The sequence below is a fragment of the Antarctobacter albus genome, from assembly GCF_900101505.1.
Classification (GTDB): Bacteria; Pseudomonadota; Alphaproteobacteria; order Rhodobacterales; family Rhodobacteraceae; genus Antarctobacter; species Antarctobacter albus.
Genome location: NZ_FMZI01000005.1, coordinates 219,002 through 232,731 on the forward strand (window position 1 = coordinate 219,002; position 13,730 = coordinate 232,731).

Sequence of the window (13,730 nt, forward strand, 5' to 3'; positions counted from 1 at the left end):
CCCGCCACACGCTGCTGTAGCTCAGAGGTAGAGCACTCCCTTGGTAAGGGAGAGGTCGAGAGTTCAATTCTCTCCAGCAGCACCATTTTCCCAGTTCTCCCCTCCGTTTTCGCGCCCCTTCCTGGGCCTCGGAATCCTGGCTAACGGGCAGCGGGTACACTGCGGAAAAAGATGCGCCTCGTTTCGCATTCAACGCCCCGGCCCGACGCCATCGCCGAAGACCGCCCAAGGCACCTCTCCCGGATCAAGACCGAGCGCGGCCCCGGGGTGAGAAACGACCTACAACCACTTGTTTCGAAATTGGAAAAGTGGTTTTCGGGCCCGCACCTTGACGGTATTGCTTACAAGCCGATTTTGAGGCCTTTCCGACCCGAATTCCTTTCACAGGAACCTGGGGCGGCAACCTGCTGATTCAGCGATGCGATCAGTAGTTATCCCCATATCGGAACAAGAAACTTGGTGACGGTCACCGCAGCGGCGAAGCCACTTGCCCAACTCGGTCCCGGCCTTCTGTTAAAAGATCGTGTAATGACAATTTTTCTGGCCGCGCCCAGGGAAATTAACGAAAAAATGCTCCTTTTGGTAAAGTGCCAGCCCGCCAGCCCAAGCTCACCCGAATCCTACTGCCAGCTCTAACCCACTGAAAACCCAAGCAGGCGAAAATGGTCACTCTCGTCGCGCAAACCGGGATCTGCAGCCATATCGCCCACCCTTGCCAAAGCCCCGCTACAGGGCCTATCCGCAAGTTCGGGCAGTTGGCCCGCGCAACGACCGGATCGACCGTGTTTCTCTATCGTCTGCTCCTCAGCCTTTTTGCCGCCGGCACCCTGGGACGCGCCCTGCGTCGGGGCGGGATCGCCGCGGCCCGGTCCCGGCTGACGCCAGGCACGCCCGTGCCCGGCGCGCATGTCTGGCTGCACGGTGCCTCGAATGGAGAGCTTGCCTCCGTCCGGCCGCTTCTCGAACGGTTGATCGCCGCCCGCCCGGACCTGCACTGGCTGGTCACCGCCAACACGGACACCGGCGTGGCACTGGCCAAACGCTGGGACCTGCCCCGCGTCACCGCACGGCCGGCGCCACTGGACCTGCGCGGCCCGACACGCCGGATCATGCTGGGCTGGCAGGTGCGCGCCCATATCGCGCTGGAGGCCGAGCTCTGGCCAAACCGGTTCATCACCTGCCCCGGCCCCGTCCTGCTGCTGGGCGCACGGATGAGCGCGGGCACGGCGCGCAGCTGGGCGCGGCTGCCGAAACTGGCGAGGCGGACACTGAACCGCGTGGGCTTTGCCTCGGCGCAGGACGCCGCAAGCGCAGAGCGGCTGGCCGATCTCGGCCTGCCCGCCAGCGCACGGGGGCCGGTCGTCGACCTCAAGGCCTTTTACACGCCCCCCGCCCCGGTGCCCGATCCCGGGCTGGACGCCGCCTTGCCCCGTCACCTGACCTGGCTCGCCGCCTCCACCCATGAAGGCGATGACCAGATCGCCCTGACGGCGCACAAGGCCTGCCTGCGGGATACTCCGGACCTGAAGCTCATCCTCGCCCCGCGCCATCCCCGCCGCGCCGACGAAATCGCCGAGGACGCCCGCGCCCAGGGCCTGACCGTCGCCCGCCGCAGCCGGGGCGAGGACCCCGCCAAGGCGCAGGTCTACCTGGCCGACACGCTGGGAGAGATGCCGCTCTGGTACGCCCGCGCGGGCCGGGTCTTCATCGGCGGCACGCTCAGCGACCGGGGCGGGCACACCCCCTACGAGCCCGCCGCCTTTGGCGCCGCCTTGATCCACGGGCCGGACACGCGCAATTTCACCGCCGCCTTTTCACGCCTGCGGGGCATCGCGCTGGAAATCACCGATGCCGACACGCTCGCCCGCGCACTGACTGCCCTGCAAGACCCTGCCGAACAAGAGAAATCCGGCAGCGCGGCCTGCGCCGCCCTGCGCCAGGACAGCAACCTCGACGCGCTGGCAAAGAGCCTCCTGGCGCATCTGCCGCCGCCAGAGCGAACTTGATCCGCCGCGCGTTATCCTTATCTTTCGTTCAATCGCCATCCGGAGCCGGGAGATGATCCAGTACAGCCTCAAATGCGCCGACGGGCACCAGTTCGACAGCTGGTTCCAATCCGCATCTGCCTTTGACAAGCTGCAGGCTGCGGGCCACGTCGCCTGTGCCGTCTGCGGGTCGGAAAAGGTGGAAAAGGCGCTGATGGCGCCGCGCGTCGGACATGGGGACAAGCCGGAACCTGCCCCGGAAAAACCGCTGTCCAAACCCGCGAATCCCGCCGAACAGGCTCTGGCCGCGCTCAAGGCCCATGTCGAGGCGAACTCTGACTATGTCGGCACGCGTTTCGCGCAAGAGGCCCGCGCCATGCACGCCGGGGACGCCCCCGAACGCCCGATCTGGGGCGAGGCCAAGGGACACGAGGCAAAGGCGCTGATCGAAGACGGCATCAAGGTCGCCCCCCTGCCCTTTACCCCCACGCGCAAGAGCAACTGACCCCTGTTCCGGCCCCCGCCATTGCGCTAGGCAAAGCGGGCAGACATCAGGGAGCCCGCCCATGCAGATCCTCATCACCGGCGCCAACCGCGGCATCGGCGCGGCGCTGGACAGCGCCCTGACGGCGCGCGGCGACAAGGTGCTTGGCACCGCGCGCAATCACCCTGAATACCTGCCGCTGGAGGTCACGGACCCGGCCTCGCACCGCACCCTCTCCGCAAGGCTGGAAGGCCAGGCCATCGACACGCTGATCTGCAACGCCGGCGTCTACCTCGACAAGGGAGAGAACCTCGCCGATGGCTACCCGCCCGAGATGTGGGCCGAGAGTTTCGCCGTGAATGTCACCGGCGTTTTCCTCACAGTGCAGTCGCTTCTGCCCAACCTGCAACTCTCCGACATGCCGCGCATCGCGATCATCTCGTCTCAGATGGCCTCGCACAGCCGCGCGCCGGGCGGCAGCTATATCTACCGCGCCTCCAAGGCGGCGGCGCTGAACCTGGGCCGCAACCTCGCTACCGATCTGAAACCGCTGGGCATCGCCGTGGGCATCTACCATCCCGGCTGGGTCCGCACCGACATGGGCGGCGCCTCGGCCGAGATCGACGTCGAGGAGGCCGCGCGCGGGCTGGTGGACAGGATCGACGCGCTTTCCCCCGAAACCACCGGCTGCTTCGAGACCTGGGATGGCCGCGCCCATCCGTTCTGAGCCCCTCGCGCGGCCAGAGGATTTTCCCGCCGCCTTCATCGCCGCCTGGGAAACACGGCGCGGCGAGGCCATCGCCGCGCTCTTCACCGAGGACGCGGATTTCGTGAATGTCACCGGCCTCTGGTGGCACGGGCGCGCGGCCATCGCCAAACCGCATGACTACGCGCTGAAAAGCTTTTTCAGGGAGACGAGCCTACGCGCGGGCCGGACAGAGATCCGGCGCCTTGGCGAAGACGTGGCCGTGGTGCGCTGCCGCCTGACCCTTTCTGGCCAGACCGCGCCCGACGGCGGCACCGCAGGGGACCGCCAGACCATCCTCACCGCCGTCCTGCAGCGCGGCCCCGGTGGCTGGCTGGCGGTCTCGGCCCAGAACACCGACGTCGTGCCGGGCAAGGAAACCCATGTGAACTCCGGCGCCCTTGCCGCGGTCGATTACCGTCAGCGCTGACCCTGCGGCTTCTTCTTGGTCCAAATACCCCCGGGGTGAATTGGTCCCGGACCTGGTCCGGGATCAAGAGGGGCAGCGCCCCTCCTTCGCCCCCCAACCCTGCGGCCAATGCGCCCTTGCGCGCGGCCTCAACGCGGCGTAAACGCCCTGCGATCTGAAGGGGGACCTCCATGTCCGTGCTCGTGATGAAATTCGGCGGCACTTCCGTCGCCACGCTGGACCGCATCCGCCGCGCCGCCAAGCGCGTCGGCGTCGAGGTCGCCAAGGGCCATGACGTGATCGTCATCGTCTCGGCCATGTCCGGCGAGACCAACAAGCTGGTGGGCCTGGTCGAGGACACCTCGCCGCTGTTCGACGCGCGTGAATACGATGCCGTCGTGTCCTCGGGCGAGAATGTCACCGCCGGGCTGATGGCGCTGACATTGCAGGAAATGGATATTCCCGCCCGCAGCTGGCAGGGCTGGCAGGTGCCGGTGAAAACCACCTCGGCCCATGCCTCCGCCCGGATCGAGGACATTCCCCCGGCCAATATCACCGCGAAATTCGCCGAGGGCATGAAGGTCGCCGTCGTGGCCGGTTTCCAGGGCATCTCGCCCGAGGGCCGTATCACCACGCTGGGCCGGGGCGGTTCGGACACCACCGCCGTGGCCTTTGCCGCCGCCTTCGGCGCGGTGCGCTGTGACATCTACACCGACGTGGACGGGGTCTATACCACCGATCCGCGGATCTGCGAAAAGGCGCGCAAGCTGGACCGCATCGCCTTCGAGGAAATGCTGGAAATGGCCAGCCTCGGCGCCAAGGTACTGCAAACGCGCTCTGTCGAGCTGGCGATGCGCTACAAGGTGCCGCTGCGGGTACTGTCGAGCTTCGAGGAAATGGACGACGCGGCGGGAACGCTGGTCTGCGACGAGGAAGAGATCATGGAAAGCAATATCGTGGCCGGTGTGGCCCACTCCCGCGACGAAGCCAAGATGACCCTGGTCTCGGTCGCCGACCGACCCGGCATCGCCGCCGCGATCTTCACCCCCCTGGCCGAGGCCGGGGTCAACGTGGACATGATCGTGCAGAACATCTCGGAAGATGGCCGCACCGACATGACCTTCTCCTGCCCCACCAACCAGGTGGCGCGCGCCGAGAAGGCGATGGAAGACGCCAAGGCCAAGGGCGAGATCAACTTTCACGGCATCGTCGCCGATACCAACGTGGCCAAGGTTTCGGTCGTGGGGATCGGCATGCGCTCGGCCGCCGGCGTCGCGGCCAAGTTCTTCCGCGTGCTGGCCGACGAAGGCATCAACATCCAGGTCATCACCACGTCGGAGATCAAGATTTCCGTCCTGATCGAACGCAAGTACATGGAACTGGCCGTGCAGGCGCTGCACGATGCCTTCGAACTGGACAAGGCAAGCTGAACCCGGCGCCCCCAAGGCCCTGGACGGGTCTTGAGGGCACACTCCGGGCGCGGCCCGCGCCCACGCCGATTGAGTGTTTTCTCATCAAGTTGGCGCCACTCGTCACACGCATAGCGGGTATATTCTCGCCCCGTCCGCGAAAAGCGGTTTCCAATGGGGCGCGCAATGCTCTATTGCTCCGGATCGCATCCACCGGAGAGGCGCGGGAAGACATCCATGCCGACAAATACCGAATCGGAAAGCCGCAAGCTGCTTGGCCGGCTTCGCGACACGATGGCAGAGGATGCCGCCGGGCAGGCGCGCCTGGACAAGATCACCCATCTGACCGCCGACAGCATGGGGACAGAGGTCTGCTCGATCTACCTGTTTCGCGACAATGAAACGCTGGAGCTCTGCGCCACCCAGGGCCTCAAGGCCGAGGCGGTGCACCAGACCCGCATGAAACTGGGCGAGGGCCTGGTGGGCCGCGTCGCCGCCACCGGCAAGACGATCAATGCCGCAGACGCGCCTTCGGCCCGCGGCTTCCGCTACATGCCGGAAACCGGGGAAGAGATCTATTCCAGTTTCCTCGGCGTGCCGATCCAGCGCCTCGGCTCCAAGCTGGGCGTGCTGGTCGTTCAGTCCAAGCAGGCGCGCGAATTCACCTCGGACGAGGTCTACGCACTCGAGGTCGTGGCGATGGTCCTGGCCGAGATGACGGAACTGGGCGCCTTCGTCGGCGAGGGCGCGGCGCTCAAGGCGCGCCACACCCAGTCGCTGCTGTTCCGCGGCGGCACCGGTCAGGAAGGCAGCGCGATGGGCAATGCCTGGCTGCACGAACCGCGCGTGGTCGTCACCAACCCGGTGGCCGACGACCCCGACACCGAACTGCAGCGCCTGCATGACGCGGTGGACCAGCTGCGTGTCTCGGTGGACGAGATGCTGGCCGGCGCCGGCGGCGAAGGCGAGCACGCCCAGGTGCTCGAAGCCTACCGCATGTTCGCCAATTCCAAGGGTTGGATGCGCCGCATGGAAGAGGACATCGCCCGCGGCCTTTCGGCCGAGGCGGCGGTGGAAAAGGAACAGTCCACGGCCCGCGCCCGCATGGCGCAGGTCAACGACACCTACCTGCGCGACCGTCTGCACGATCTCGACGACCTGTCGAACCGCCTGCTGCGCATCCTCACCGGCCAGGGCGCCCAGACCGGCGCCGAGCTGCCCGACAACCCGATCCTGATCGCCCGCAACATCGGCCCCGGCGAACTGCTGGAATACAACCGCAAGCTCAAGGGCGTGGTGCTGGAAGAAGGCTCTGTCGGCAGCCATGCCGCCATCGTCGCCCGCGCGCTGGCAATCCCGCTGGTGATCCATGTCGACCGCATCACCAACGAGGCCCTGAACGGCGACCAGATCCTTGTCGACGGCGACCAGGGCATCGTGCACCTGCGCCCCGACGACACCGTGGTCAGCGCCTTCCGCGACAAGATGGCGATGCAGGCCAAGGCCCAGGAACGCTATTCCTCGATCCGCGACACCGATTGCGTCTCTGCCGACGGGGTGCGCGTGCACCTGCACATGAACGCCGGGCTGATGGCCGACCTGCCTTCGCTCGAAGGCTCTGGCGCCGAGGGTGTGGGCCTGTTCCGCACCGAGCTGCAGTTCCTCGTCCGCAACAAGATGCCCAAGCGCACCGAGCTGGTCGAGATCTACGCCCAAGTGCTGGATGCCGCGCAGGGCAAGCGCGTGATCTTCCGCACCCTCGACATCGGCTCGGACAAGGTGCTGCCCTACATGAAATCGCTGGACGAGCCCAACCCGGCGCTTGGCTGGCGGGCGATCCGGGTGGCGCTGGACCGTCCCGGCGTGATGCGGATGCAGCTTCAGGCGCTGGTGCGCGCTGCCAATGGCCGCCCGCTGACGATCATGTTTCCCTTTATCGCCCAGTACGAGGAATACGCCCGCGCCCGCGACGAGGTGGACAAGGTGCTGGCCCGCGAACGTCGCCTGGGTCACCCGGTGCCAGAGCCCATGGAGGTGGGCGCCATGCTGGAAACGCCCAGCCTCGCCTATGCCTCGCGCCGTTTCTTCGAAGAGGTGGAATTTCTCTCCATCGGCGGCAACGACCTCAAGCAGTTCTTCTTTGCCGCCGACCGCGAAAACGAGTTGGTCCGCCGCCGCTACGACACGCTCAACATCTCCTTCCTCAGTTTCATCGAGAACATAGTCGAACGCTGCGAAAGCACCGGCACACCGCTGAGTTTCTGCGGCGAGGATGCCGGCCGCCCGATCGAAGCGCTGGTGCTGGCCGCCATCGGGCTGCGCTCGCTCTCGATGCGGCCCGCCTCGGTCGGACCGGTGAAATCGCTCTTGATGCGCTATTCGCTGAAAGAGGTGCGCGACGTGATCGAGGAATCCAAGATGCGCGGTGAACAATCGGTACGGCAGGCCGTCATGGAGTACCTGCGCGACAATTCCTGATCGCGGCGCCTCACGCCAAGTTGCCCTGCACCGCCTTGACAGGTGCCGCCCCTGCTTCAACTCTGCCCCGACACGACAGACTTGGGGACAGACATGCACAAACCGATCCTGACCGGCCTTTTCATCCTGGCCGGGGCCGCCGCCCTTGCCCATTCCGGGGTTCAGAACCAGGCCGTTCTGGCGCGCATGGAGGCGATGAAATCCATCGGCGACGCGATGAAGGTGCTGGGCCGCATGGCCAAGGGACAGGCGAGTTTCGACGCCAGCGCCGCGCAAGACGCCGCCGCGGGCATCGCGCGCCATTCCGCGGACACCCCTGCGCTGTTCACCGCCCGGGAAACCGACCCGAAGTCCGAGGCCAAACCCGCGATCTGGACCGATTTCGCCGATTTCACGGCCAAGGCCCGGGCGCTGGAAACCGCCGCCCTGGACGTGTCGAAATCGCTCACGTCGCCGGACGACCTGGTGCCTGCCGTGCAACGGCTGGGCCAGGCCTGCAAATCCTGCCACAGCCTCTACCGGGAATGACCATGTCGCTGAACCGCCGCCAGTTCCTTGCCTCGACGCTTGCCGTCACGGCCCTGCCCCGCTTGGCCCTGGCTGCCCCGCACCCGCTGCGGGCCGAACCCGTGGTCTCGCAGATCCTCGATGCCGGAGAGGGGCAGACGGCGGGCTTTGGCTTCAACGGCTCGACCCCCGGTCCGGAACTGCGCCTGCGCGCGGGTGAGCGCCTTTCGGTCGCCTTTGAAAACAATCTGCCCGATCCCACCGCCGTGCACTGGCACGGCATCCGCATTGCCAACGCGATGGACGGCGTGCCCGGCCTGACGCAGGAGGCGGTCGCTCCCGGCGGCACGTTCGACTATGATTTCGTCGCGCCGGACGCGGGCACCTACTGGTTTCACTCGCATCACCAGAGCTGGGAACAGGTGGCGCGCGGTCTCTACGGCCCGCTCATCGTCGAAGAGGCCACGCCCCCGGATGTCGACCACGACATCACCGTGATCCTCGACGACTGGCGGCTGGAGCCTTCCGGCAAGATGGCGGGCGATTTCGGCAACATGCATGATTTCGCCCATGCCGGCCGGCTGGGCAATTTCGCCAAGGCGATCCTCCCGGAGATCACGGTGAACCGGGGCCAGCGCCTGCGCCTGCGCATCATCAACACCGCCACCGCGCGGGTCTTTCCGCTGGCGCTCGACGGGATCGCGGGACGTGTCGTGGCGCTGGATGGCCGCCCCCTGCCGGAACCGCGCGGCCTGTCCCAGGTCTCGCTTTCCCCCGCGCAACGGATCGACGTGATCGGGGACGTGACCGACACGGTCCGCTTTCTCTTTCCCACCCCGGAAGAGGCCTTTGTCATGGGCACGCTGGAACCCGGCCAGGACCCGGTGACGCCGCGCGAGGCACCCGTTGCCGCCCTGCCCGACAGCCCCCGCCCGACACCCTCGGACAATCCCCGCGCCCTGACCCTGCGGATGCAGGGCGGCGCGATGGGCGGGCAGCACGCGGGCGATGACATCTGGTCCTTCAACGGCGTCTCGGGCCTGCCCGACAGCCCCTGGGCCAGCTTCGACCGGGGGGAGACCGCGCGCCTGCGCCTCGTCAACGACACCGCCTTTCCGCATGGCATCCACCTGCACGGCCACCATTTCCACGAGGTGAACGAGGACGGCAGCCCCGGCGACCTGCGCGACACTACCCTGCTGATGCGGGGCGAGACGCGCGAAATCCTCGTGGTCTTCGACAATCCGGGCAAGTGGCTCCTGCATTGTCACATGCTGGGGCATCAGGCCTCGGGCATGAAAACCTGGGTCGAGGTGGCGTGATGCGCGCGATTCTGGCCTTTGTCCTCTTGCCCCTGCCCGCCCTCGCGGCACATGAACTCGACGGGCGCGACATTGACGCCGGGCGGGCGATCTATGCCGAAAATTGTGCAAGCTGCCACGGAGTCAACCTGCAGGGCCAGCCCGACTGGCAGACCCCGGACGATCAGGGCATCTACCCCGCCCCGCCGCATGACGAGACCGGTCACACCTGGCACCATGCCAACGCCGATCTCTTCGATTACACGAAACGCGGCGGACAGGCGGTTGTGACAGACCTCGGGCTCAAGAATTTCACCAGCGGCATGCCCAGTTTCGCCGACACGCTTTCGGACGAGGAAATCTGGCAGGTGCTGGCCTATATCCGCTCGACCTGGCCGGACCGCATCCGCGAGATCCACGCCGGCCGCAATCCGCCGCACGACTGACCGGGACGCCCGTCCAGGCAACAGCCCATGAAAAAACCCGGTCACAGCCTTCGGCATGTGACCGGGTTCCAGGACTGTCTACACGAGTTCGCCCCTACCGTTCTGGCCAGAGCGCCGCCCGCGCATTCTGCGCGGATGGAGACCCTATCCCCTGTGCTTTTGGCGCGGCCTTCGGCGAAGCCGGGCCTTTCGTGGGACGGGCGCTTCGTTCCGGGGCTTTCCGCCCCGGTACGACTCACATACCGCGGTTAAGCCTAATTCCGCGTTAACCGCGGTTCCGCCATCTGGGCTTTCAGCTCGGCCACCAGTTCGTCCCGCGGCAGGCCGGATCGCTCGGACAGGGCCAGCAGGCCGAAATGCACATGCGCCATCTGCTGGTAGTAACTGGTATAGGCGTAATTCGTCGCCGCCCCCGCCACGGCCCCCAGTACCGGCACCGTCTGCGCCGCCAGTTTCTGGCCCATCGCGACAGAGAGTTTCGGCGCGATCCGGGCAATCAGACTGTGCACCGCCGCGCCCGTAACCGTCACCCGTGCCGCGAGAAAGCCCATATCGGCGCCGTCGTCCGCTTCCAGCGGTCCCGCCACGGCAAAGACCGTCAGGCATTCCCGCGCCACTGCCGGGTCATCGGGATCGAACCCGTATTCCGCCGCAATCCCCTGGATCGCCCGCAACAGTACCGTCACCGTGACCGGCAATTCCGCCAGCGCCGTGGGCAAGCCGCCCGATCCGCCCGCAGCCCCCATCGCCGTGGCCAGCGCCGTGTTCAGCCAGCCCTTCTGGTCCGGCACCACGCCGCGCGACTGCTGCGCCGCCTGAAGGGCGACGGTCAGCGCCCGCCGAGTCCCCTCTTCCAGCCGGTCCTTGGCATGGTCGGGCAGTCGTTCCAGCAGATTGCCCGCCTGTCCGCCGATCAGCGACAACACCTGCATTCCGATCGACCCGGCCTCGTGATAACGTTTGGCCAGGGCGGCAATTTCCGCCTTGTGGTGCAGTACCGGCAATGTCGTGTCAGTCACGTCTGGGCCCTCCTCGATCCTCACAAAGATGGGATCTGAGCGGCCCGCGATCAAGCCGCGCGCGTCACCGGACCCGTGACACCGGCCCAGGCACCGGGCACCAGCTCCAGCCCCAGCACCCGGTCCGGGTTGGTCGGCGGCGGCATCTCGACCCCTTCAAGACGCTGGAAACCGAAGCGGGCGTAATACGGCGCATCCCCCACCAGCAGCACCCGCGCAAAGCCCTGTTCCTCTGCCCGCGCCACCGTGTCCCGGATCAGCGCCGCGCCCAGCCCCTCGCCCTGGGCGATGGGGTGCACCGCGACCGGCCCCAGGAGAAGCGCGTCGTGATCGCCCACGCGCACCGGCCAATAGCGAATCGCCCCGCCGATGGTCCCGTTCTCGTCCCGGGCCACCCGGCACAGGGGCGCCACAGGCGCCACATCCTCGCGCAGGCGGTAGGACGACAGCGCCGTGCGTCCCGGCGCAAAGGCCAGGTCGAAGAGGGCCTCGACCTCCCACCAGTCATCCGCTGTTTCCTGTGCAAGCGTGAACACCAGTCCTGCCCCCTGCCCCCGTGCATTCCGGCGCAAGGCCGCGTATCACGCGACAAACTCACGCGCAAACAGGAGCGACACCCTTGTTCTATCGTCCCGAGGACGGCCACGGCCTGCCGCACAACCCGTTCAACGCCATCGTGACACCCCGCCCCATCGGCTGGATTTCGACCCGGGGGGCCGACGGGCACGACAATCTGGCCCCCTATTCCTTTTTCAACGCGGTCGCCTATGTCCCGCCGCAGGTCATGTTCGCCTCGACCTCGGCCAAGGAGGACCGCGGCGACACCAAGGACAGCGTCGCCCAGATCCGCGACACCGGCGTCTTCTGCGTCAACATCGTGGAATACGAGATGCGCGACGCGATGAACGCCACCTCCGCCTTCTTCGGCAAGGAGGTCGACGAATTCGCCGAGGCGGGCCTCGAGAAAGCGGAATGCGAGACCATCGCCTGTGCGCGCGTGGCCGCGGCCCCCGCCAACCTGGAATGCAAGCTGACGCAGATCGTGCAACTGCCCGGCAAGTCGAATTTCGCCGTCTTCGGAGAGGTGACAGGCGTGCATATCCGCGACAATTGCCTGGTCGACGGCATCTTCGACGTGCTGACCTTCAACCCGCTCAGCCGCATGGGCTATCGCGACTACACCGTCGTGCGCGAGAAATTTCCGCTGAAGCGCCCGGGAGAGTGACGACGCAGCGCCACGCTGACGCCCTGTAGAGCGGCTTCGGACAACGGGCGACAGCGCCGGGCGATCAACGGCTGTATACGGGGAGCGGACTGTTCAACGTAATGTCCGCTCCCCGACATCGGTCATCCGCCTGAGGTGCGGCGAAAGCTGGCTAAGAGCCCAGCTTTCCAAAATTAGGCAACGCATCTAATGTCGGGTCTCGGGAGTGGAGGCATGATGAACATTTTAGCGAGGTTTTGGGATTTGCTACGTGTCGCATTCTTAGAAGGCATGTTGCATCGGACTGAAGATGGTCAAAGGTTGGGCGTCTTCTCGAGAAGAGGCTCGGGGGCCAACCTAATGTTTGTGGGAATAACCGGTTGCATGGTTGGGTTGGTTTGGATCGTTCAAAGAGCACATTTTGAGTTAGACGCGCTCACTGCAACTTCAGAAGTTTTGGAGGTGCAGGAGGGCGAAACATCGGATGGTGATGCAGTCTATCAACTGACGCTTAAATGGACACACGAAAATGGAACCACCCACGTCACGACCCCTCGCGTCAGGGCCAGCTACTACAATGTGCCGGTCGGAACTGAGTTGGATATCAAGTACGACCCCGATGACCCCAAGGACGTTCGTGTCGAAACTCAAGATGGGCCTTGGTATTTCCCTCGGCGGATCCTGATCGGAAGCTTGATGAGTTTTGTTATGGGACGATTGTTGAGGGGGAATCCAGAAGCTTGACCAACAGTGTTTTCGGCGGATGCAGACCTTCATATCTACGATGTCAACGGCAGCAAGGTCCCGCAAACCCGTCACTCATACAACCACCCCCGAAGGTCCGCTTCAACGGGCCGGCTCCTGACCTGCAATCTCCGCTTCGGACTGCAACCCTCCACCCCGCATGCCCTCCATGCGGATCCGCATGGCCCCGCACTCTCGCATTCCGGTGCCGGGCGTGCTACCACTGCCCTGCAACGATGGAGGCAGTGATGGACCAGACCCTTTGAACCCCTGACATTTTCCCAGAGTTCAAAGGAGGCATCATGCCTGATCCATCCAAGCCGGGTCCTTCCCTGCCCGCGCCCGACGCGGCTTTTCCCATCATCCTGCCCGACGGCACCCCGCATCGCGGCACGGTTTTCCTGAAAAACGTGATCGACCATCCGCGCTTCGAGGTCGGCGACTACACCTACGCCTCGGACTTCGACCCGCCTGAGGACTGGGCGGCGCGGCTGGCCCCCTACCTGTTCCCCTTCAGCCAGGAAAAGCTGCGCATCGGCAAATACTGCCAGATCGCCCACGGGGTCCGGTTCATCGGCAGTTCGGCCAACCACGCGACGGACGGGCTGACCACCTTTCCCTTTGCGGTCTTCGACCCGTCGACCATGCTGGGTTACCAGCCCGACAGCCGCGACACGGTGATCGGCCATGACGTCTGGCTGGGCTATGGCGCCCTGGTCCTGCCCGGCGCGCGGATCGGCAATGGCGTCATCGTCGGCGCAGGCGCCGTGGTGCGCGGCACGGTGCCGGATTACGCTGTCGTCACCGGCAACCCGGCGCAGGTGGTCAAGATGCGGTTTGCCCCGCAAGAGATCGAGACGCTCAACGCGCTGGCCTGGTGGGACTGGCCCCCCGAGCTTGTCGCCCGGGCCCGTCCGGCGCTGGAGGCTGGCGACGTTGCCGCGCTGCAGCAAATCGCACCGGCAGATCCCGGCTGAGCGCGAAAAAGGGCGCCCTTTC

14 protein-coding genes and 1 tRNA gene are annotated in these 13,730 nt (G+C 66.0%); 13 read left to right on the top strand and 2 right to left on the bottom strand.

Going from position 1 to position 13,730, the window contains the following annotated elements; genetic code table 11:
• Positions 1 to 10 precede the first annotated feature (10 nt).
• The 10 genes from BLQ71_RS10790 (at position 11) to BLQ71_RS10835 (ending at position 9,764) form a co-directional block, all read left to right on the top strand.
• Positions 11 to 85 (top strand) — tRNA-Thr (locus tag BLQ71_RS10790).
• Between the two features lie 577 nt (positions 86 to 662).
• Positions 663 to 2,006, top strand: a complete 1,344-nt coding sequence (locus tag BLQ71_RS10795; protein ID WP_254780708.1) for a 3-deoxy-D-manno-octulosonic acid transferase — start codon at positions 663 to 665, stop codon at positions 2,004 to 2,006.
• A gap of 52 nt (positions 2,007 to 2,058) precedes the next feature.
• Entirely contained in the window at positions 2,059 to 2,490 is a 432-nt protein-coding gene (locus BLQ71_RS10800) for a DUF1178 family protein (protein WP_074621721.1), read from the top strand.
• Positions 2,491 to 2,551: 61 nt separating this feature from the next.
• A complete protein-coding gene (locus BLQ71_RS10805) occupies positions 2,552 to 3,196 on the top strand; it encodes an SDR family NAD(P)-dependent oxidoreductase (RefSeq protein ID WP_074621722.1) in 645 nt (214 codons plus the stop codon).
• The gene (locus BLQ71_RS10810; RefSeq protein WP_074621723.1) at positions 3,174 to 3,644 is read left to right on the top strand and encodes an SgcJ/EcaC family oxidoreductase; all 471 of its coding nucleotides are present in this window, start codon (positions 3,174 to 3,176) and stop codon (positions 3,642 to 3,644) included. Before BLQ71_RS10805 ends, BLQ71_RS10810 begins: the two co-directional genes overlap by 23 nt.
• A 170-nt stretch (positions 3,645 to 3,814) precedes the next feature.
• On the top strand, positions 3,815 to 5,053 hold the full coding sequence (locus BLQ71_RS10815; RefSeq protein ID WP_043138236.1) for an aspartate kinase: 1,239 nt from the start codon (positions 3,815 to 3,817) through the stop codon (positions 5,051 to 5,053).
• Between the two features lie 216 nt (positions 5,054 to 5,269).
• On the top strand, positions 5,270 to 7,510 hold the full coding sequence (gene ptsP / locus BLQ71_RS10820) for a phosphoenolpyruvate--protein phosphotransferase (protein ID WP_074621724.1): 2,241 nt from the start codon (positions 5,270 to 5,272) through the stop codon (positions 7,508 to 7,510).
• Positions 7,511 to 7,603: 93 nt separating this feature from the next.
• Positions 7,604 to 8,038 carry a c-type cytochrome gene (locus BLQ71_RS10825; protein WP_043138240.1) on the top strand — a complete coding sequence of 145 codons (435 nt, stop codon included), beginning with the start codon at positions 7,604 to 7,606 and terminating at the stop codon, positions 8,036 to 8,038.
• A 2-nt stretch (positions 8,039 to 8,040) separates the two neighbouring features.
• A complete protein-coding gene (locus BLQ71_RS10830; protein ID WP_074621725.1) occupies positions 8,041 to 9,339 on the top strand; it encodes a multicopper oxidase family protein in 1,299 nt (432 codons plus the stop codon).
• A complete protein-coding gene (locus BLQ71_RS10835) occupies positions 9,339 to 9,764 on the top strand; it encodes a c-type cytochrome (protein WP_074621726.1) in 426 nt (141 codons plus the stop codon). The genes BLQ71_RS10830 and BLQ71_RS10835 overlap by 1 nt, the downstream gene beginning before the upstream one ends.
• 254 nt (positions 9,765 to 10,018) lie before the next feature.
• Here BLQ71_RS10835 and BLQ71_RS10840 read toward each other — a convergent pair whose 3' ends face one another.
• On the bottom strand, positions 10,019 to 10,783 hold the full coding sequence (locus tag BLQ71_RS10840) for an EcsC family protein (protein ID WP_074621820.1): 765 nt from the start codon (positions 10,781 to 10,783) through the stop codon (positions 10,019 to 10,021).
• 50 nt (positions 10,784 to 10,833) lie between these two features.
• Positions 10,834 to 11,319, bottom strand: coding sequence for a GNAT family N-acetyltransferase (locus BLQ71_RS10845; protein ID WP_043138248.1), 486 nt, complete (start codon positions 11,317 to 11,319; stop codon positions 10,834 to 10,836).
• Between the two features lie 83 nt (positions 11,320 to 11,402).
• Between BLQ71_RS10845 and BLQ71_RS10850 the strand changes: the two genes are divergently transcribed.
• The 3 genes from BLQ71_RS10850 (at position 11,403) to BLQ71_RS10860 (ending at position 13,708) form a co-directional block, all read left to right on the top strand.
• The gene (locus BLQ71_RS10850; protein WP_074621727.1) at positions 11,403 to 12,008 is read left to right on the top strand and encodes a flavin reductase family protein; all 606 of its coding nucleotides are present in this window, start codon (positions 11,403 to 11,405) and stop codon (positions 12,006 to 12,008) included.
• Between the two features lie 213 nt (positions 12,009 to 12,221).
• Complete coding sequence (locus tag BLQ71_RS10855; protein ID WP_074621728.1) at positions 12,222 to 12,731, top strand: DUF3592 domain-containing protein; 510 nt, start codon at positions 12,222 to 12,224, stop codon at positions 12,729 to 12,731.
• A gap of 302 nt (positions 12,732 to 13,033) precedes the next feature.
• Entirely contained in the window at positions 13,034 to 13,708 is a 675-nt protein-coding gene (locus tag BLQ71_RS10860; RefSeq protein WP_074621729.1) for a CatB-related O-acetyltransferase, read from the top strand.
• Positions 13,709 to 13,730 lie beyond the last annotated feature (22 nt).

What these genes read in the sequence shown, in the direction of transcription:
- BLQ71_RS10805 (WP_074621722.1), top strand. Translation starts at nt 2,552, where the DNA reads ATGCAGATCCTCATCACCGGCGCCAACCGCGGCATCGGCGCGGCGCTG.
- BLQ71_RS10795 (WP_254780708.1), top strand. Translation starts at nt 663, where the DNA reads ATGGTCACTCTCGTCGCGCAAACCGGGATCTGCAGCCATATCGCCCAC.
- BLQ71_RS10815 (WP_043138236.1), top strand. Translation starts at nt 3,815, where the DNA reads ATGTCCGTGCTCGTGATGAAATTCGGCGGCACTTCCGTCGCCACGCTG.
- BLQ71_RS10800 (WP_074621721.1), top strand. Translation starts at nt 2,059, where the DNA reads ATGATCCAGTACAGCCTCAAATGCGCCGACGGGCACCAGTTCGACAGC.
- ptsP (WP_074621724.1), top strand. Translation starts at nt 5,270, where the DNA reads ATGCCGACAAATACCGAATCGGAAAGCCGCAAGCTGCTTGGCCGGCTT.
- BLQ71_RS10830 (WP_074621725.1), top strand. Translation starts at nt 8,041, where the DNA reads ATGTCGCTGAACCGCCGCCAGTTCCTTGCCTCGACGCTTGCCGTCACG.
- BLQ71_RS10855 (WP_074621728.1), top strand. Translation starts at nt 12,222, where the DNA reads ATGATGAACATTTTAGCGAGGTTTTGGGATTTGCTACGTGTCGCATTC.
- BLQ71_RS10860 (WP_074621729.1), top strand. Translation starts at nt 13,034, where the DNA reads ATGCCTGATCCATCCAAGCCGGGTCCTTCCCTGCCCGCGCCCGACGCG.
- BLQ71_RS10825 (WP_043138240.1), top strand. Translation starts at nt 7,604, where the DNA reads ATGCACAAACCGATCCTGACCGGCCTTTTCATCCTGGCCGGGGCCGCC.
- BLQ71_RS10810 (WP_074621723.1), top strand. Translation starts at nt 3,174, where the DNA reads ATGGCCGCGCCCATCCGTTCTGAGCCCCTCGCGCGGCCAGAGGATTTT.
- BLQ71_RS10835 (WP_074621726.1), top strand. Translation starts at nt 9,339, where the DNA reads ATGCGCGCGATTCTGGCCTTTGTCCTCTTGCCCCTGCCCGCCCTCGCG.